22 protein-coding genes are annotated in these 17,905 nt (G+C 70.0%); 18 read left to right on the top strand and 4 right to left on the bottom strand.

Annotated features, from left to right (window positions below; translation table 11 throughout):
* The first annotated feature begins 247 nt into the window (after positions 1-247).
* The 18 genes from rplN (at position 248) to FV218_RS09960 (ending at position 11,030) form a co-directional block, all read left to right on the top strand.
* Complete coding sequence (rplN, locus tag FV218_RS10045; protein WP_055949294.1) at positions 248-616, top strand: 50S ribosomal protein L14; 369 nt, start codon at positions 248-250, stop codon at positions 614-616.
* Positions 616-930 carry a 50S ribosomal protein L24 gene (gene rplX / locus FV218_RS10040; RefSeq protein WP_056091601.1) on the top strand — a complete coding sequence of 105 codons (315 nt, stop codon included), beginning with the start codon at positions 616-618 and terminating at the stop codon, positions 928-930. Before rplN ends, rplX begins: the two co-directional genes overlap by 1 nt.
* Positions 923-1,489 (top strand): 50S ribosomal protein L5, encoded by a 567-nt coding sequence (gene rplE, locus FV218_RS10035; protein ID WP_056091603.1) that lies wholly within the window; start codon positions 923-925, stop codon positions 1,487-1,489. The genes rplX and rplE overlap by 8 nt, the downstream gene beginning before the upstream one ends.
* Positions 1,490-1,528: 39 nt before the next feature.
* The gene (gene rpsN, locus FV218_RS10030) at positions 1,529-1,834 is read left to right on the top strand and encodes a 30S ribosomal protein S14 (RefSeq protein WP_056091606.1); all 306 of its coding nucleotides are present in this window, start codon (positions 1,529-1,531) and stop codon (positions 1,832-1,834) included.
* A gap of 12 nt (positions 1,835-1,846) precedes the next feature.
* Positions 1,847-2,242, top strand: coding sequence for a 30S ribosomal protein S8 (rpsH, locus tag FV218_RS10025; RefSeq protein WP_055881679.1), 396 nt, complete (start codon positions 1,847-1,849; stop codon positions 2,240-2,242).
* Positions 2,243-2,266: 24 nt separating this feature from the next.
* Positions 2,267-2,800 (top strand): 50S ribosomal protein L6, encoded by a 534-nt coding sequence (gene rplF / locus FV218_RS10020; protein ID WP_056091609.1) that lies wholly within the window; start codon positions 2,267-2,269, stop codon positions 2,798-2,800.
* A gap of 12 nt (positions 2,801-2,812) precedes the next feature.
* A complete protein-coding gene (gene rplR, locus FV218_RS10015; protein WP_056091611.1) occupies positions 2,813-3,175 on the top strand; it encodes a 50S ribosomal protein L18 in 363 nt (120 codons plus the stop codon).
* Positions 3,176-3,269: 94 nt separating this feature from the next.
* Positions 3,270-3,857 carry a 30S ribosomal protein S5 gene (gene rpsE, locus FV218_RS10010; RefSeq protein ID WP_056091615.1) on the top strand — a complete coding sequence of 196 codons (588 nt, stop codon included), beginning with the start codon at positions 3,270-3,272 and terminating at the stop codon, positions 3,855-3,857.
* An 11-nt stretch (positions 3,858-3,868) separates the two neighbouring features.
* Positions 3,869-4,060, top strand: coding sequence for a 50S ribosomal protein L30 (gene rpmD, locus FV218_RS10005; RefSeq protein ID WP_056091618.1), 192 nt, complete (start codon positions 3,869-3,871; stop codon positions 4,058-4,060).
* An 11-nt stretch (positions 4,061-4,071) separates the two neighbouring features.
* A complete protein-coding gene (rplO, locus tag FV218_RS10000; RefSeq protein ID WP_056091620.1) occupies positions 4,072-4,575 on the top strand; it encodes a 50S ribosomal protein L15 in 504 nt (167 codons plus the stop codon).
* 124 nt (positions 4,576-4,699) lie between these two features.
* Complete coding sequence (gene secY, locus FV218_RS09995) at positions 4,700-6,037, top strand: preprotein translocase subunit SecY (RefSeq protein ID WP_056091623.1); 1,338 nt, start codon at positions 4,700-4,702, stop codon at positions 6,035-6,037.
* A gap of 117 nt (positions 6,038-6,154) precedes the next feature.
* Positions 6,155-6,757 carry an adenylate kinase gene (locus FV218_RS09990; protein ID WP_147709608.1) on the top strand — a complete coding sequence of 201 codons (603 nt, stop codon included), beginning with the start codon at positions 6,155-6,157 and terminating at the stop codon, positions 6,755-6,757.
* Between the two features lie 234 nt (positions 6,758-6,991).
* On the top strand, positions 6,992-7,360 hold the full coding sequence (rpsM, locus tag FV218_RS09985; RefSeq protein WP_056091776.1) for a 30S ribosomal protein S13: 369 nt from the start codon (positions 6,992-6,994) through the stop codon (positions 7,358-7,360).
* 168 nt (positions 7,361-7,528) lie between these two features.
* The gene (gene rpsK, locus FV218_RS09980) at positions 7,529-7,918 is read left to right on the top strand and encodes a 30S ribosomal protein S11 (protein ID WP_056091630.1); all 390 of its coding nucleotides are present in this window, start codon (positions 7,529-7,531) and stop codon (positions 7,916-7,918) included.
* Positions 7,919-7,991: 73 nt separating this feature from the next.
* The gene (locus FV218_RS09975) at positions 7,992-8,867 is read left to right on the top strand and encodes an MBL fold metallo-hydrolase (RefSeq protein WP_147709607.1); all 876 of its coding nucleotides are present in this window, start codon (positions 7,992-7,994) and stop codon (positions 8,865-8,867) included.
* 125 nt (positions 8,868-8,992) lie between these two features.
* Positions 8,993-10,012: a DNA-directed RNA polymerase subunit alpha gene (locus FV218_RS09970; RefSeq protein WP_056091636.1), complete on the top strand. Its 1,020-nt coding sequence runs from the start codon at positions 8,993-8,995 to the stop codon at positions 10,010-10,012.
* 190 nt (positions 10,013-10,202) lie between these two features.
* Entirely contained in the window at positions 10,203-10,613 is a 411-nt protein-coding gene (rplQ, locus tag FV218_RS09965; RefSeq protein ID WP_056171325.1) for a 50S ribosomal protein L17, read from the top strand.
* Positions 10,614-10,757: 144 nt separating this feature from the next.
* Positions 10,758-11,030, top strand: a complete 273-nt coding sequence (locus FV218_RS09960; protein WP_246685062.1) for a hypothetical protein — start codon at positions 10,758-10,760, stop codon at positions 11,028-11,030.
* Between the two features lie 413 nt (positions 11,031-11,443).
* On the opposite strand, the gene FV218_RS09950 is transcribed toward FV218_RS09960, so the two are convergent.
* From FV218_RS09950 to FV218_RS09935, 4 genes are all read right to left on the bottom strand, one after another.
* Positions 11,444-13,327, bottom strand: a complete 1,884-nt coding sequence (locus tag FV218_RS09950) for a response regulator (RefSeq protein WP_147709606.1) — start codon at positions 13,325-13,327, stop codon at positions 11,444-11,446.
* A 2-nt stretch (positions 13,328-13,329) separates the two neighbouring features.
* A complete protein-coding gene (locus FV218_RS09945) occupies positions 13,330-15,033 on the bottom strand; it encodes a response regulator (protein WP_147709605.1) in 1,704 nt (567 codons plus the stop codon).
* Positions 15,030-16,076 (bottom strand): chemotaxis-specific protein-glutamate methyltransferase CheB, encoded by a 1,047-nt coding sequence (gene cheB / locus FV218_RS09940; RefSeq protein ID WP_147709614.1) that lies wholly within the window; start codon positions 16,074-16,076, stop codon positions 15,030-15,032. Before cheB ends, FV218_RS09945 begins: the two co-directional genes overlap by 4 nt.
* A gap of 26 nt (positions 16,077-16,102) precedes the next feature.
* Positions 16,103-17,905, bottom strand: a 1,803-nt coding sequence (locus FV218_RS09935) for a response regulator (protein ID WP_147709604.1), incomplete at its 5' end; no start/stop codon positions are given.

Raw genomic sequence — 17,905 nt, 5'->3', positions numbered from 1 at the left:
GGACCTGAAACGATCCCCCGGCCGTTTTTCCTTGCGCATCGCCGCCGCCCGGTGTAGTGGGCATGCCTTCGCGACAGTTGAGAAGGGTGTTCGCATCCTTCGAACGCGGTGACCGCGCCGGTGTGAGAGCACCGATTGCGCGGTGCTTCATATGAGCCGGGGACATCAGATCCCCCTCAGGCGTCGTCCGCCGGACAATACCGTCCGCGTGCGGAAACCCGCCTGAAACAAAGAAAGGTCACTGCCCGTGATCCAGATGCAGACGAATCTGGACGTCGCCGACAACTCGGGTGCACGCCGTGTGATGTGCATCAAGGTTCTGGGCGGGTCGAAGCGTAAGTATGCCGGCGTCGGCGACATCATCGTGGTCTCGGTCAAGGAAGCGATTCCCCGGGGTCGCGTGAAGAAGGGCGACGTCATGAAGGCGGTCGTGGTGCGCACGGCCAAGGAAGTGAAGCGTCCCGACGGTTCGGTGATCCGCTTCGACAAGAACGCCGCCGTTCTGATCAACAATCAGAAGGAGCCCATCGGCACCCGCATCTTCGGACCGGTGCCGCGCGAGCTTCGCGCCCGCAACCACATGAAGATCATCTCGCTCGCGCCGGAGGTGCTGTAATGGCCGCTAAGGTCAAGAAGGGCGACACGGTCGTCGTTCTCACCGGTCGCGACAAGGGTCGCTCCGGCGAGGTCACCCAGGTGCTCCCCAAGGAAGACCGCGCCTTCGTGCGTGGGATCAACCTGGTCAAGAAGCACCAGAAGCAGACGCAGAACCAGGAAGGCGGTATCGTCTCCAAGGAAGCTGCGATCCAGCTCTCGAATCTCGCGTTGCAGGACGCGAACGGCAAGCCGACTCGCGTGGGTTTCCGCATCCTCGAAGACGGACGCAAGGTTCGCTTCGCCAAGACCACGGGGGATCAGATCGATGGCTGAGGCAAACAAGGACGATTACGTCCCGCGCCTGCGCAAGCACTATGACGAGGTCGTTCGTCAGAAGCTGATCGAAGAGTTCGGCTACGCCAACCCGATGCAGGTTCCGACGGTCTCCAAGATCGTCATCAACATGGGTGTGGGCGAGTCCACCGCCGATTCGAAGAAGGCCTCCATCGCCGCCGGCGACCTGGCCCTCATCGCCGGCCAGAAGCCCGTCATCACCAAGGCTCGCAAGGCCATCGCGACCTTCAAGGTCCGCGAAGGCATGCCCATCGGCTGCAAGGTGACCCTTCGCCGCCAGCGCATGTACGAGTTCATGGACCGCCTGATCACCATCGCGCTTCCCCGCGTGCGTGACTTCCGCGGCCTGAACCCGCGCTCGTTCGACGGCAACGGCAACTACGCCCTCGGCCTCAAGGAGCACCTCGTGTTCCCGGAGATCTCGTACGACAAGGCCGAGGCCACCTGGGGCATGGACATCGTCATCCAGACGACGGCCCGCACCGACGCGGAGGCGCGCGCGCTCCTCTCGCAGTTCCGATTCCCGTTCCGGCAGTGAGACCCGTCTAGGTCTCATACGCGGACACCGGAGAGAGAAATGGCAAAGAAAAGCTCCATCGAGAAGAACAAGCACCGCGAAGCGCTGGTCAAGCTCTATGCTCCCAAGCGCAAGGCCTTGCTTGCCACGGCGAACGACCAGTCCCTCGAGATGGAGGAGCGCTTCGAGGCGCGCCTCAAGCTCGCGGAACTGCCCCGCAACTCGTCGCCCACCCGCGTCCGCAACCGCTGCGGCATGACCGGCCGTCCGCGTGCCTTCTATCGCAAGATGGGCATCTCGCGCATCGCGCTGCGCGAACTCGGCAACCAGGGTCTGATCCCCGGTCTCGTCAAGTCGAGCTGGTAAGGAGCAACCACCATGGTCAACGATCCCGTGGGTGACATGCTCACCCGCATCCGCAACGGTCAGCAGCGCCGCCGCAACGTCGTCCAGACGCCCGGTTCGCGTCTGCGCGCCAGCGTCCTCGACGTCCTGAAGTCCGAGGGCTACATCCGCGATTACGCGACCACGGATTACGGCAACGGCCGCACCGAGTTCGCCATCGAGCTGAAGTACTACGACGGCCAGCCCGTCATCCGCTCGATCCAGCGCGTGTCGAAGCCCGGCCGCCGCGTCTACTCGTCCGTGGGCGAGCTGCCGCGCGTCGCCGACGGTCTCGGCGTCACCATCGTGTCCACCCCGCAGGGCGTCATGGCCGACCACGAGGCGCGCGAGCGCAACGTCGGCGGTGAAGTGCTCTGCAAGGTGTTCTGATCTCGGACTTGGAGGAATAAGGCGATGTCTCGCGTAGGCAAGAAGCCCGTTCCCGTCCCGTCCGGTGTGACGGCCACGGTGACCGGTCAAACGGTAACAATGAAGGGCTCCAAGGGTGAGCTCCAGTTCGTCGTCCCCAGCGTGGTCGACGTGAAGTTCGAGGACGGTGCCGTCTCGGTGCAGCCCCGGAACCAGACCAAGCAGGCTCGCTCGCTGTGGGGCACCTCCCGTGCCCAGGTGGCGAACCTGGTCGAGGGCGTCTCCAAGGGCTTCGAGAAGAAGCTCGAGATCACCGGCGTCGGCTATCGTGCCGCCATGGCCGGCAAGGCGCTGAAGCTCTCCCTCGGCTACAGCCACGACGTGGAATACGAGATCCCCGCGGGGATCACCATCGCCGTGCCGAAGCCCACCGAGATCGTCGTCTCCGGCATCGACCGGCAGGTGGTCGGTCAGGTGGCGGCCGAGATCCGCGAATACCGCTCCCCCGAGCCCTACAAGGGCAAGGGCGTGAAGTACGCGGGTGAGTTCATCTTCCGCAAGGAAGGCAAGAAGAAGTAAGGGCCGGCCAACATGTCACGCAAAATCGATGCACTCGACCGCCGCAAGGCGCGTGTGCGCCGCGCGCTGCGGGCGGCGGCCAACGGACGTCCGAGACTCTCGGTGTTCCGTTCCTCGAAGCAGATCTACGTTCAGGTCATCGACGACGCGGCGGGCACCACGCTCGCCTCGGCGTCCAGCATCGAGAAGGATCTCCGCGGCGGTCTCAAGACCGGCGCGGACGTGGCGGCGGCCCAGGCTGTCGGCAAGCTCGTCGCCGAGCGCGCCAAGGCGGCCGGCGTCACCAAGGTGATCTTCGATCGCTCGGGCTACCTCTACCACGGGCGCGTCAAGGCGCTCGCCGACGCCGCCCGCGAGGGTGGCCTCGAGTTCTAGGACCGGCGGGGAGGGGACGGTGCGCCGTCCCCTCGTTCATGACGAATCAAGCGAGCGGGCCCGCCGCCCGCGCCAGTGAGATGGAAGTGTAAACATGGCACGTGAACGTGAAGGCGGGGGCCGCGGCCGCCGCGACGACCGTGAGGAGCGCGACAGCGAGTTCGTGGACAAGCTCGTCCACATCAACCGCGTCGCCAAGGTCGTGAAGGGCGGACGCCGCTTCGGCTTCGCCGCCCTCGTGGTCGTCGGCGACCAGAAGGGCCGCGTCGGCTTCGGCCACGGCAAGGCCCGCGAAGTGCCGGAAGCCATCCGCAAGGCCACCGAAGCCGCCAAGCGCGGCCTCGTCCGCGTGGCGCTCCGCGAGGGACGGACCCTGCACCACGACGTCCAGGGACGTCACGGCGCCGGCAAGGTCATCCTGCGCGCCGCCCCCCAGGGCACCGGCATCATCGCCGGCGGCCCCATGCGCGCCGTCTTCGAGACGCTCGGCATGCAGGACGTGGTGGCGAAGAGCCTCGGTTCGTCGAACCCCTACAACCTCGTGCGCGCCACCTTCGACGCCCTGAAGAACGAGGACAGCCCGCGCTCCGTCGCGGCCCGTCGCGGTCTCAAGGTCTCGGCGCTCCAGGCCCGCCGTCGTGACGCCGATCCGTCCGACTTGTCCGAAGCCGCAGTGGCTTGAGGGAGGGTCAGATGGCACAGAAGACCGTCCGCATCGAGCAGATCGGCTCGCCGATCCGCCGCGAGGGCGACCAGCGTGCGACGCTGATCGGCCTTAAGCTCAACAAGCTGCACCGGGTCTCCGAGCTGGAGGATACCCCCTCCGTGCGCGGCATGATCCGCAAGGTGCAGCACCTCGTGCGCGTCCTTGGCGACGCGGCCTGAGGGAGGGCATCATGAAACTGAATGAACTCCACGACAATCCCGGCGCAACCAAGAACCGGATGCGCGTCGGCCGGGGCATCGGCTCCGGCAAGGGCAAGACCGCCGGACGCGGCGTCAAGGGCCAGAAGGCCCGGACCGGCGTGTCCATCAAGGGCTTCGAGGGCGGTCAGATGCCGCTGCATCGTCGCCTCCCGAAGCGCGGCTTCAACAACCTGTACTCGACGGACCTGAACGAGGTGAACCTCGGCCGCGTCCAGCAGGCGTTGGATGCCGGTCGCCTCGAAGCCGGTGCCGTCGTCACCGTCGAGACCCTGATCGCGGCCGGCGTCTGCGCCCGGGCCCGCGACGGCGTCAAGCTCCTCGGCGTCGGCGAGCTGACCGCGAAGGTCTCCTTCGAGGTGACCCGCGCGTCGAAGTCGGCCATCGAAGCCGTCGAGAAGATCGGCGGCACCGTCACCGTGACCTACGGCGACGGCGTGTCCACCCGTGGCAAGCCCGCCCGCGTGGTTGCGTAGACGGCGATCCGACTTTAAGTCGAAGCCCTGAGCGGCGGCCCGTGCGACCTGCGCGTGGCCGCCGTTTCAGTTTTTTGGGAAGCCCGTCGCTCCCGCACGACAAAGATACTCAGGAACCGGTGCCATGGCCTCAGCCGCCGAGCAGCTTGCCGCGAACCTCAACTTCGGGGCCATCGCCAAGGCCGACGAGCTCAAGAAGCGCATCTGGTTCACCCTGGGTGCGCTGATCGTGTTCCGCCTCGGCACCTACATCCCGATCCCCGGCATCGATCCGGAGCAGTTCGCCCGCAACTTCCAGCAACAGGCCGGCGGCGTCCTCGGGCTGTTCAACATGTTCTCCGGCGGTGCCGTCGAGCGCATGGCGATCTTCGCCCTCAACATCATGCCGTACATCTCGGCCTCGATCATCATCCAGCTTCTGACCTCGGTCATCCCGACCCTCGAGGCCCTGAAGAAGGAAGGCGAGTCCGGCCGCAAGGTCATCAACCAGTACACCCGCTACCTCACGGTGGTGCTGGCCCTGGTCCAGAGCTGGGGCATCGCCTTCGGCCTGCAGAGTTCGAGCGCGGCCATCGAGCCCGGCCCGTTCTTCATCCTGTCCACGGTGATCACCCTCACCGGCGGCACCCTGTTCCTCATGTGGATCGGCGAGCAGATCACCTCGCGCGGCATCGGCAACGGCTCGTCGCTCATCATCTTCGCCGGTATCGTCGCCCACCTGCCCGTCGCCATCGTCGGCGCCCTGGAGCTGAGCCGCACGGGCGCGCTCTCGTCCGCCGTCATCCTCGGCATGGGCATCGCCGCCATCGCCCTGGTGTACTTCATCGTGTTCATGGAGCGTGCCCAGCGCCGGCTCCTGATCAACTACCCCAAGCGCCAGGTCGGCAATAAGATGTACGAGGGCCAGACCTCGTTCCTGCCGCTGAAGCTCAACACCGCCGGCGTGATCCCGCCGATCTTCGCCTCGTCGCTCCTGCTCCTGCCCGCCACCGTGGCGAGCTTCTCCGCCAACAACGGCGGCACCGGCATCCTGGCCACGATCACGACCTATATCGGCCACGGCCGGCCGCTCTACATGGTGCTCTACGCGGCCCTGATCATCTTCTTCGCGTTCTTCTACACGGCGGTGGTGTTCAACCCCGAGGAGACGGCGGACAACCTCAAGAAGCATGGCGGCTTCATCCCCGGCATCCGCCCGGGCGAGCGCACCGCCGCGTTCATCGACAAGGTGCTGACCCGCATCACCCTCATCGGCGCCCTGTATCTGACCTTCGTCTGTCTGGTGCCGGAAATCCTGGCGTCGTACTCTTCGGCCAGCATCGGGTTCGGCGGCACCTCGCTCCTCATCGTCGTCTCCGTGACGATGGACACGGTGGCGCAGATCCACGGACACCTGATGGCCCACCAGTACGAAGGCCTCGTCAAGAAGGCCAAGCTGCGCGGCGCCACCCGGCGTCGCTGAGACCGGGTCGGGCGAGGCCGGCTTTGGCCCAGCCCGAACCGGCCGAGCCCAACCAGCAGCGGCGCCCCGCCCGGGGCCGCCGGTCCCCAAGAAGAACGGACTCGAGGAAACGACGCCATGCGGATCATTCTGCTCGGACCGCCGGGAGCGGGTAAGGGAACGCAGTCCGCCCGCATCGTCGAGCGTTTCGGCATTCCGCAGCTTTCCACCGGGGACATGCTGCGCGCGGCCGTGGCCGCCGGGACGCCCGTGGGCCTGGAGGCCAAGGCGATCATGGAGAGCGGCGGCCTCGTGCCCGACGCCGTGGTGGTTGGCATCGTCGCCGACCGGATCGAGGAGCCGGACGCCCGCAACGGCTTCATCCTCGACGGCTTCCCCCGCACCGTCGAGCAGGCCGCCGCCCTCGACCGGATGTTGCAGGACAAGAACCTCGCCCTCGACACCGTCATCGAGTTCGTCGTCGACGAGAACGCCCTGGTGGGCCGCATCGCCAAGCGCGCCGCCGAGACCGCCGCCCGGGGCGAGCCCGTGCGCAAGGACGACACCCCCGAGGTGTTCAAGACCCGGTTCGAGGCCTACCGCGCCCTGACGGCGCCGCTCTCGGCCTACTACGCCAGCCTCGGCATGCTGGAGACCCTCGACGGCATGCAGCCCGTCGACGACGTCACCGCGGCCCTGATGAAGACCCTGGAGCGCCACGTCGAGACGACGGCGTCCTGACGCCGGGACGCCTCCGGGCGCCCGTCGATTTGTCACCGATGGATTGACACCGGGACCGGTCCGCGCTAGTGGGCCGGTCTTCGTTCAGACGGATCGGGTCCGGGTCGCCTCGCCAGAGGCTGCTGCGGGCCGCTTTGTCGTTTTGGACGGTACGCAGGGGCCGGTCTCCACCGGACGCGTATCAAGACAACCCGGGCCGGACCGATCGGGTCCGTCGCCCTCATGGAGAAGACCTTGGCCCGTATCGCTGGCGTTAACATCCCGACCAACAAGCGCGTCGTCATCGCGCTCCAGTACATCCACGGCATCGGCGCCAAGAAGGCCGAGGAGATCGCCGAGAAGGTCGGCATCCCGGCCGAGCGCCGCGTGAACCAGCTCACCGACGCCGAGGTGCTGTCGATCCGCGAGACCATCGACCGCGACTACCTCGTCGAGGGCGACCTGCGCCGCGAAGTCTCCATGAACATCAAGCGCCTGATGGATCTGGGCTGCTACCGTGGCCTGCGCCATCGCCGCAACCTGCCGGTCCGCGGCCAGCGCACGCACACCAACGCCCGCACCCGCAAGGGCAAGTCCAAGCCCATCGCCGGCAAGAAGAAGTAATTTTTTGTCTTCGGGAGGCCGTGCTTCGCTCGGCCTCCTCACCGTCGTGCCGGGTGCCCCTCACGGAGGCCCGGTGTGGTGGCTCGGTCTTCCAAAGCCGCGCCGCCAAACTCCCAAAAAATCCCGAGCGCCTGGCATGACGGGCGCGCTTGAAGGACGAGAACCAAGATGGCCAAGGAAGCAACCCGCGTTCGTCGCCGCGAACGCAAGAACATCGTCTCGGGCGTCGCGCACGTGAACGCGTCGTTCAACAACACGATGGTCACCATCACCGACGCCCAGGGCAACACCATCTCGTGGTCGTCCGCCGGCGCCATGGGCTTCAAGGGCTCGCGCAAGTCGACGCCCTACGCCGCCCAGGTCGCCGCCGAGGACGCCGCCCGCAAGGCCGCCGAGCACGGCATGCGCACCCTCGAGGTCGAGGTCTCCGGTCCCGGCTCCGGCCGTGAATCGGCTCTGCGCGCCCTCCAGGCCGCCGGCTTCACCGTGACGTCGATCCGCGACGTGACGTCGATCCCCCACAACGGCTGCCGCCCGCGCAAGCGTCGGCGCGTCTGACCCGGCGATCCCGGACGGGCCGGTCCGAGAGGACCCGGCCCGTCCGGTTGTGGATGTGTGTACGGAGACGCGTGTGTTGGATGGTTCGAATCCGCTTCCGGGTGTGCTGCGGTGGACCTTGGGTGACCTGACGGTCACGGTGCTGAACGACGGCTACCTTCCGGGGTCGCTCGATCTCGTCGTCGGCATCGAGAAGGACGAGGCCGGCGCGCTTCAGGCCGCCGGCTTTCGCGCGCGCGATCCGCGCATCACCCTCAACGCGTTCCTCATCACCGGCCCCGGCCGCACCCCGCTGCTCATCGATTCCGGCATGGGGCATTTCGGTGGCGACACCCTCGGGCGCGTTCCGGCGGCCCTGGCCGCCGCGGGTGTCCGGGCCGACGAGATCGGCACGGTGCTGCTGACCCACCTCCATCCCGATCACGCCGGCGGCCTCATCACCGCCGATGGATCGGCCGCGTTCGCCAACGCCGAACTCGTGCTGCACGTCGGCGAGGCCGCGCACTGGCTCGGCGACGGCGCCCTGTCCCGGGCGCCCGACGCGGCCAAGCCGTATTTCGAGAACGCCGCCAAGGCGACGTCCCCCTATTCCGGCCGGATGCGGACGGTCACCGGCGGCGAGGTCGCGCCGGGGATCACCCTGGTGCCGCTGCCCGGCCACACGCCGGGTCATTCCGGCTACCGCATCGTCTCGGGCGACCGGTCCCTGTTCATGTGGGCCGACACCGTCCACCTGCCGGCGATCCAGTTCAAGCGGCCCGAGGCCGGCATGGTGTTCGACGTCGACGTCGACGCGGCGCGGGCGACCCGCCGCCGCGTCCTCGACGAAGTCGCCGCCGACCGCAGCTTCATCGCCGGCGGCCATCTCGAGTTTCCCGCCCTGGGCTACGTCGCCCGGGACGGGGCCGGTTACGGCTTCGTCCCCGAACTCTGGGTCGCGGCCGCCTGAACCGCCCGCCGCGCGAGCGGCAGGCGCCATCATTTTCAAGGGGGTCCGGCGCTGAGGCGCAGCATCGGACCCTCGAGCGTGGACCACCCTCGTGGGCCGCGCCGATCTTCGCGAGAGGTAGCATCGTGGTCATTCAGAAGAACTGGCAAGAGCTCATCAAGCCGAACAAGCTCCAGGTCTCGACCGGTCACGACCCCAAGCGGGTCGCCACCGTCGTCGCCGAGCCCCTGGAGCGCGGCTTCGGCACGACGCTTGGCAACTCGCTCCGCCGGGTGCTGCTGTCGTCGCTCCAGGGCGCGGCCGTGACCTCGGTGCAGATCGACGGCGTGCTGCACGAATTCTCGTCGATCCCCGGCGTGCGCGAGGACGTCACCGACATCGTCCTCAACATCAAGACCATCGCCATCCGCTCGCAGACCGAGGCCCCCAAGCGCCTCACCCTGCGCAAGACCGGCCCCGGCACCGTCACCGCCGGCGACATCGGCACCGTGGGCGACGTCCAGATCCTCAACCCCGAGCTCGTCATCTGCACCCTCGACGACGGCGCCGAGATCCGGATGGAATTCACCGTCGCCACCGGCAAGGGCTACGTCCCGGCCGAGCGTAACCGCCCCGAGGACGCGCCCATCGGCCTGATCCCCGTGGACGCCCTGTTCTCGCCCGTCACCAAGGTCAGCTACCGCATCGAGACCACCCGCGAGGGTCAGGATCTCGACAAGGACAAGCTGACGATGACCATCGAGACCAACGGCGCGGTCACGCCGGAGGACGCGCTCGCCTACGCCGCGCGCATCATCCAGGACCAGCTCCAGGTGTTCGTGAACTTCGAGGAGCCCCGCAAGGAGGAGGCGCAGCCGCTCGCGCCGCAGCTCCCGTTCAACCCGGCCCTGCTCAAGAAAGTCGACGAGCTGGAGCTCTCCGTGCGTTCGGCGAACTGCTTGAAGAACGACAACATCGTCTACATCGGCGACCTCATCCAGAAGTCCGAGGGCGAGATGCTGCGCACCCCGAACTTCGGCCGCAAGTCCCTCAACGAGATCAAGGAAGTGCTCGCCGCCATGGGCCTCCACCTCGGCATGGACATCCCCGGCTGGCCGCCGGAGAACATCGAAGACCTCGCCAAGCGCTTCGAAGAGCACTACTGAGGCGAGCCGCCTCGGGCTGAACGTTTCGGCGCGTCTCGGCGCCGGTTGTTTGGCCGACACGTCGGGGGGTTCGCGCTGACGCGAACTCCCAAAGGAATCCCGCCGCGGGGTCATGCGGAATGAAAAGCCCCGCTCATGGGGCGCTTGGCCGTACCGTGGCACGGCGGCCATCAGATAAGGACCAGCCATCATGCGTCATGGATTTCGCGGTCGTCGCTTCAACCGCACCACCGAGCACCGCAAGGCGATGTTCGCCAACATGTCCGCCGCGCTGATCAAGCACGAGCAGATCATCACCACCCTGCCCAAGGCGAAAGATCTGCGTCCGGTCATCGAGAAGCTGATCACCCTCGGCAAGACCGACTCCCTGCACGCGCGCCGCCTCGCTATGTCGCAGATCCGCGACCACGACATGGTCCGCAAGCTCTTCGCCGTCATCGGCCCGCGCTACAACGCCCGTCCGGGCGGCTATTGCCGCATCATGAAGGCCGGCTTCCGGTACGGCGACAACGCCCCCCTCGCGGTCATCGAGTTCGTCGATCGCGACGTCGAGGCCCGCGGCAAGGATTCCGGCCCGGTGCAGGTCGTCGACGCTGCCTGAGAGCTTTCTAAGCTCGGATGTTGGGAAAAGGCGGCCGTTCGGGCCGCCTTTTTCTTTTCTCGGGCGACGCCTGCGCTACCATTCCGGCCGAGACATCCCCCGGAGATTGGTCGAGCCATGCGGACTATTATAAAACTCTTCTTATTGTCGGCCCTGGTCGCCGCCACGAGCGCCGAGGCGGCCCGGCTGACCATGGACGCCAAGGTGGCGCGCTGGCCCCGCGCGACCACGGACGAGAAGATCGAGTTCGCAACCCGCATGGGCAAGGCGTTCTCCAGCCTCGCGCCGGGCCTCGACCGCAACTACTTCATCAAGTGCCTGGAAGAGACCGCCAACATCGGCAACCCGGGCGACATCAAGCTCGAGGAGGCGGTGAAGATGTGCGTCGCCGTCAACAAGCCACCCTCGGAGGAGTAGGGGGCGCTGACCGTTCCCTTGCGGCAGGGCGATCGCAGCTGATGGTCGCGGTCTGAGGCCGCCGCCGAAAGGGCTGTCGACGAAGCGCCGCCCCTCGTGCGCATCCCCTCGCCCCGCCTGCGGGGAGAGGGACGCGTCTCCCCCCTGCCGGGGAGCGCGTCGAGGCGGCAGCCGACGGTGAGGGGGCGACTCCGGATGAGACTCTTCCGGAATCGCCCCCTCACCCTCGCTGCGGCTGCGCCTTCGCTCGCCGCAGGCACGACGGGGTGCCTGCGGCCCTCTCCCCGCAGGCGGGGAGAGGGGGATGCGCGCGGACGCTCTGCACGAAGGGGCAAGGGCCGACCCGAGCGCATGCCCCCCTCTGCGATCGCCCTGTCCTTGCGGGGAGGGAAGGCACTCCATCCCCGAAAAACTTAGGCGGCGGTGAGCAGCCGGGAAACTTCCGCCGCGAGGTCGCCGGACTCGAACGGCTTTCGCAGGACCGGCAGGTCGGGCGGGATCGGGATCGCCTCGGCGTGGCCCGTGAGGATGAGCACCGGCACGTCGGCCCAGCGGGTCCGCACGATCTCGGCGAGCTCCACCCCGGTCATGCCCGGCATGGCCAGATCCGCCACCACGAGGTCGAAGCGGGTCTGTTCCAGCAGGGTCACGGCCGAGGCCCCGTCCGGCGCCTCGCTCTCGCGGTAGCCGAAGGTGTTGAGGAACGAGGCGGTCACGTGCCGCACCTCGGGGTCGTCGTCGACCACGAGGATGCGGGCGGCGGGCACCGGCGCCGCGGCGGCGGGTTCGGGCGCGACGTCCCCCTCCGCCTCGGCCTCGGCGCGGGGCAGCAGGAGTTCCACCCGCGTGCCCTCGCCGACCGTGCTGGTGATGCGCAGGCGCCCGGCCGATTGCTGGGCGAGGCCGAACACCATGGCGAGGCCGAGCCCCGTGCCCTGGCCCAGGGCCTTGGTGGTGAAGAACGGCTCGCACACCCGCTGCAGGATCGCCGGCGGGATGCCGGTGCCGGTATCCGCCACCGCGAGGGCGGCGTAGTCGCCGTCGGCGAGGTCCGGGTCGCCCGAGAGGGACACGATCCGGGTCGAGACGGTGATGCTGCCGCCCTCCGGCATGGCGTCGCGGCTGTTGATGCACAGGTTGAGGATGGCGAGTTCGAGCTGGTCGGGATCGACGCGGGCCGCGGGCGCCGCGGCGTCGAGGTCCGTGGTCAGGGTGACGAGGCCGCCGAGACTTCCGCCCAGGAGTTCGCCCATGCCGGCGATGAGCCCGTTGAGGTCGATGGCCCGGGGCCTGAGGTCGCGGGAGCGGCTGAAGCCGAGGAGGCGCTTGGTCAGGGTCGCGCCGCGCTGGGCCGCCTGGGTCGCGTTGGTGACGAGGCGCAGCACCCGCGGCTGGTCGGCGATCTTCGGGGTGGCGAGTTCGAGGCTGCCCAGGATGGCGGTGAGCAGGTTGTTGAAGTCGTGGGCGATGCCGCCCGCGAGGGTGCCGAGGGCCTGCATCTTGTCGGACTGGCGCAGGCGCGATTCCAGGAGCTTCTGGTCGGTCACGTCGCGCTCGATGATGGCGAGATGGGCCACTTGGCCCGACGCGTCCCGGATCGGCACGCGGGCGACGCGGCTCCAGCGCTCGGCCCCCTCCGGCCCCTCGGTGATCTCCATGTCCGTCGGCCGGCCCGACGCGATGGCGGCGGCATCCGCCGACGCCGCACTGGCATCCGCCGACGCCACACCGGAATCCGCCGCGGCGCCGGGATGGAGCGCGTCCTCCGTCCGCCCGAGGCACTCGGCGACGCTGCGCCCGAGGCGCTCGGCCTTGCGGGCGTTGAGGCGCACGAACCGGCCTTCCGCGTCCTTGAACGCGATGGCGTCGGCGGAATGGTCGAGGAGCCCCATGAGCAGGGCGCGCTCGGTGGCGAGTTCCCGGCCGAGGCGGTGGCGCTCGTAGGCCTGGCGCACGGCGCCGCGCAGGAGGCTCGCATCCCACGGCTTGGTGGCGTAGCCGGTGATGCCGCCCTGGTTGAGGGCGGCGATCACCGCGCTCATGTCGGCGTAGCCCGTGAGCAGGATCGCCTGGGCGTCGTGCATGCCCCGCGCCTGGGCCAGCATGGCGTCGCCGGTCATGCCCGGCATGCGCTGGTCGGAGACGATGACGGCGATGTCGGGCTCGGCCGCCAGGATCTCCAGGGCCTCGGCCGGCCGGCTCGTGGTGAGCACCCGGTACTCGTCCTCGAACAGGTCTTCGAGGGCGATCAGGATGTCGGGCTCGTCGTCGACGGCCAGGATCGTACCTTTGGACATGCTCACCGCGTTTGGCGTGGAATGCCGATCACGAAACAGGCTCCGCCGCCCGGGGCGGCCTCGACCGTGAGGGAGCCGCTATGCGCCTGTACCACGGAGTACGCAATCGCGAGGCCGAGGCCGGTGCCGGCTCCCACGGGCTTCGTGGTGAAGAACGGCTCGAAGATCTTTTCCCGCAGGCTTTCGGGGATTCCGGGGCCGGTGTCGGAGATGCGGATCTCGTCCAGGCTTTCGGTGCTCGCCGTCAGGATGGTGATGGTGCCGGCCTCCGGCATGGCGTCGGCGGCGTTGCCGAGGATGTTCATCACCACCTGGTTCAGCAGGGCCGGGGTGCAGTGGATCTCGGGGCGGCCGGACAGTTCGCGCACCACGGCGATGCGGTCGCCGAGCTTGTGCTGGATCAGGGCCAGCACCGTGTCGATGGCGTCCGGCACGTTGACGAGGGTGCGCTCGCCCTCGTCGAGGCGCGAGAACTTGCGCAGGTTCAGGACGAGGTCCTGGATGCGGGTCAGGCCCATGCGCATGGCGCCGACGCGGTCGCCGCACTTCTTCAGGAGGCGCGGGGCGTCGGCGGTGTCGGGCGTCGCCACCACCTCGCCGAGCAGGCGCTCGACGGTGCCCTGGTGGGCGAGGATGAAGGCCAGGGGGTTGTTGATCTCGTGGGCGATGCCGGCGACGAGTTCGCCCAGCGACGCCATCTTGGCGGCCTGGACGAGCTTGGCCTGGGCGTCCGTGAGCTTGCGGTTGGCGGTGGCGAGGTCGGAATTGGCCCGCTCCAGGGCCCCGGCCAGGGCGGCGCGGGCCTCGGCCGCCTCCGCTTCGGCCCGGGCCCGCTCCAGGGCGCGCTCGCGGGCGCCGAATTCCCCGGCGATGCGGCGGTTGTCCTCTTCCAGGAGCTTGCGCCGCACGAGGCTGCGCACGCGCATCACCAGCACGTCGCCGTCGACCTTGGAGACCACGTCGTCGGCCCCGGCGGCGAAGGCGGCGACGAGGAAGTCCTTGGCGGGCGTGCTGCCACTGATGCCGACCACGTGGAAGGTCGGGGCCCCGGCCTCGCGGGCGGCGATGTCGGCGGCCCGGCGCGCGTCCACGGCCCGGCACAGGGCCAGGCCGTCATAGGCGGTGCCCAGAAGGTCGATGGTGACGCAGTCGAAGGCGGCCCCGTCGGCGTCGAGGGCGGCCAGGGCCGCCGCCCCGGTGTCGGCGACGCTGACGAGGTGGCCCTCATGCGTCAGCAGGCCGGCCAGGAAGGTGCGGTAGGTGGCACTGCCGTCGACGACGAGGACGCGCCCGCGCCGGAAGCCCGAGGCGCCGGGCGCCTCGGAGCCGCCGCCCTGGCGCTCGCGCAGGAGGGCGCGGATGCGCAGGATCAGGATGTCGCGGTCGGCGGACTTCGCCACGTAGGCGTCGGCCCCGCTCTCGAGGCCCTGGCGCTCGCCGTCGCGGGCCCCCGTCAGCATGAGCAGGGGCAGGGCGCGGGTGCGCAACGAGAGACGGAGCTGGCGGGCGAACTCGTCGCCGTTCATGCCGGGCAGGTGGTGGTCGGCCACCACGAGGTCGGGCAGGCGGGTGTTGAGGTGGTCGAGGGCCGCCTCCGCCGTGGCGCAGCGCTCCACGGAGAAGCCGTGGGATTCGAGCAGCAGGCGCAGTTCCAGGGCCTGGGTCTCGGAATCCTCCACCAGGAGGAGGCTGGCCGGGCCGGTCACGGCGCGGTCTCCCCGGCGGCGAGGCGCAGGAGGTGGGCCCCGACCCGGTCGAGGGGCAGCACCGTGCCGGCGCCCCCCATCCGGATGGCGGCGGCCGGCATGCCGAACACCACCGCCGTGCTCTCGTCCTCCGCGATGGTGGCGGCCCCGGCGCGGCGCATGTCGAGGAGGCCGGAGGCCCCGTCCTCGCCCATGCCGGTGAGGAGCACGCCGACGCCGCGCGGGCCGGCATGGCGGGCGAGGGATCGGAACAGGGCGGTGGCGGCCGGGCGCTGCCCGCCCACGGGGTCGGCGTCGGTGATGCGCAGGCCGCCGCCGGGGGCGAGTTCGAGGTGGCGGTCGCCGGGGGCGACGTAGACCCGGCCGGCGGCCGCGCGCTCGCCGTCGCGCGCCACGGCGACGGGCAGGGCGACGACGCCGTTGAGCCAGGCGGCGAAGCCCTCCATGAAGGCCGGCCCCATGTGCTGGACCACCACCACCGGCAGGGGGAAAGTCTCGGGGAGCGCCCCGATGACCCGGGCCAGGGCCGGCGGCCCGCCGGTGGAGGCCGCGATGGCGACGACGCTCGGCGCCTCGGCGGCGATGGCGGGGATCAGGGCGCGGAGGTCGCGGGGCCGCCCGGCCCATTCCGACCCGATGGGCCGGCGCCGGATCACCGGCACGGCGGCCATGATGCGCAGCTGGGTGCAGATCTCCGTGGCGACGGCGTCGTAGCCCGCATGCGTGGTGGCCACCGGCTTCTCCACCACCGAGAGGGCGCCGGCCCGGAGGGCGTTCATGGAGATGCGCAGGGACGAATCCTCGATGGCATCGGCCACCACCACGATGGGGGTCGGGTGCTCGGCCATGATCCGCCGGGTGGTCTCCAGCCCGTCGATGCCCGGCAGGCGGATGTCCATGGAGATGACGTCGGGCCGGGCGGCCGCGATGGTGGCGAGGGCTTCCTCGCCCGAGGCGACGGCGGCCACCACCTCCAGGCGGGCATCGCGCCCGACGATGTGGATGAGGAGCTGGCGCACGACGAGGGAATCCTCGACGAGCATCACCCGCACGCGCGGTCCGGTTGCGGTCACAGCAATTGCCCGATGGTGTCGAGGAGACGGCGCTGGTCGAAGCTCTGCTTGGTCAGGTAGGCGTCGGCCCCGAGGTCGAGGCCGCGCGCCACGTCCCCGGCATCCCCCCGCGAGGTCATCAGGATCACGGGCAGGCGGGCCAGGGATTCCTCGGCCCGGATGGCTTTCAGCAGGCCGAACCCGTCGAGGCGCGGCATCTCGACGTCGGCGAGGACGAGGGCGATGGGCTCGATGCCGGCGCGCAGGCGCTCGATGGCATCCTGCCCGTCCACGCAGACCACGACGCGGTAGCCGGCCGCTTCCAAGATGCCCTTCTCCAGGGTGCGGGTGGTGATGGAATCGTCCACGACCAGGATGGTGGTCGCGGGGCTGGGGGCGCGTGTCGGCGAACGTGGGGTTTGGCCGATCGTTCCGCCCGTGGCCCCCGCGGCATCCGGTCCGGCCTCCGCCGCCCGGGCCATGAGGCCCTCCGGCTCGAGGACGAGGACGGGCCGGTCGCCGAGGATCACCGTGCCGGAGATGAGGCGCGGATCCGCCCCGATGGGCGGGGCCGGCAGGACGAGGTGGGTGCGGACCTCGCGCAGGGCGTCGACGCTGAGGAGGACGCGGCGCCCGCCGGCCCGCAGCAGCAGGGCGAGGAGGCGCCCGCCGGTGTCCGCCCGTTCGGCCTCCGGCCCCGAAAGATCCTGTCCGAACAGGTCGCGCAGGGCGACCACCGGCAGGGTCCCACCGCCGTCCTTCGCGTCGATCCGCGCGACGGAGCGGCCCATGGCCCGGTCGAGGCCGGCCCGGTCGAGGTGGACCACCCGCTCCACGGCGGCGCTCGGCACCGCGTAGGTGGCGCGCGCCGCCTCGACAAGGAGCATCGGGCGCCGCGCCGCCTGCAGGGGCAGGCTCATGACGAGGTCGGTGCCCCAGGGCTCGCGCGGGCCGAGGCGCACGTGGCCGCCGAGGCGCCGCACGGCATCGGCCACCACCGAGAGGCCGATGCCGCGGCCCGACAGGGTATCGACCTCGGCGGCCGTGGACAGCCCCGGCTCGAACACCAGGGCGAGGATCGCCTCGGGGTCTTCGTCCTGAACAGTCAGGCCCCGGCGGCGGGCGGCCCCGGCGATCCCGGCGAGGTCCGGCCCGCGCCCGTCGTCGTGGACGGTGACGACGAGGCGCCCGCCCCGCACCGCCACGGCGAGGCCGATGGCGAGGGCCGCCGGCTTGCCCGCCCGCCGGCGCGCCTCCGGCGCCTCGGCGCCGTGGCTCAGGGCATTGCGCAGGGCATGCAGCACCGGGTCCTTCAGGGCCTGGAGCATGGCCCGGTCCACGGGCAGGTCGAGGCCGAGGGTCTGGACGGCGATGTCCTGGCCGCCCTCGCGGGCGAGGTCGCGCAGGGCCCGGGGAAACCCGCCGAACACCGTCTCGGCCGGCACCAGGGCGAGGCGCTCGGCCTGCTCCCCGATCCGCGCCGCCGCCGCCTCGACGGCGGAGGCCACGGTCAGGCGCAGGCGCGACAGGTCCGCCGCCTCGCGGGCGAGGGCCAGGAGGTCGGTCTCGAGGGTCCGGAGCGACACGCCGGCCGTCGCGGTCCCGCGCAGGCGCTCCGCCATGAGGCCGAGCTCGGCCGCCCGCCGGGTCAGCCGGGCGAGCCCCTCGGCCACGGCGGCCTCGCCGCCGACGGCGCTCGCGAGTTCGTGGCTGGCCCGGGTCAGGGCATCGATGGCCTCGGCCGGGACGCGCAGGAGCGCGCCGGTCTCGTGCACCGGCGAGGGCGCGGGCTGGACCCGCGCCCTACAGGGCGGGCCCAG

Origin of the sequence: Methylobacterium sp. WL69 (genome assembly GCF_008039485.1) — a bacterium.
Classification (GTDB): domain Bacteria; phylum Pseudomonadota; class Alphaproteobacteria; order Rhizobiales; family Beijerinckiaceae; genus Methylobacterium.
This window is presented reverse-complemented; position numbering and strand designations above follow the sequence as displayed.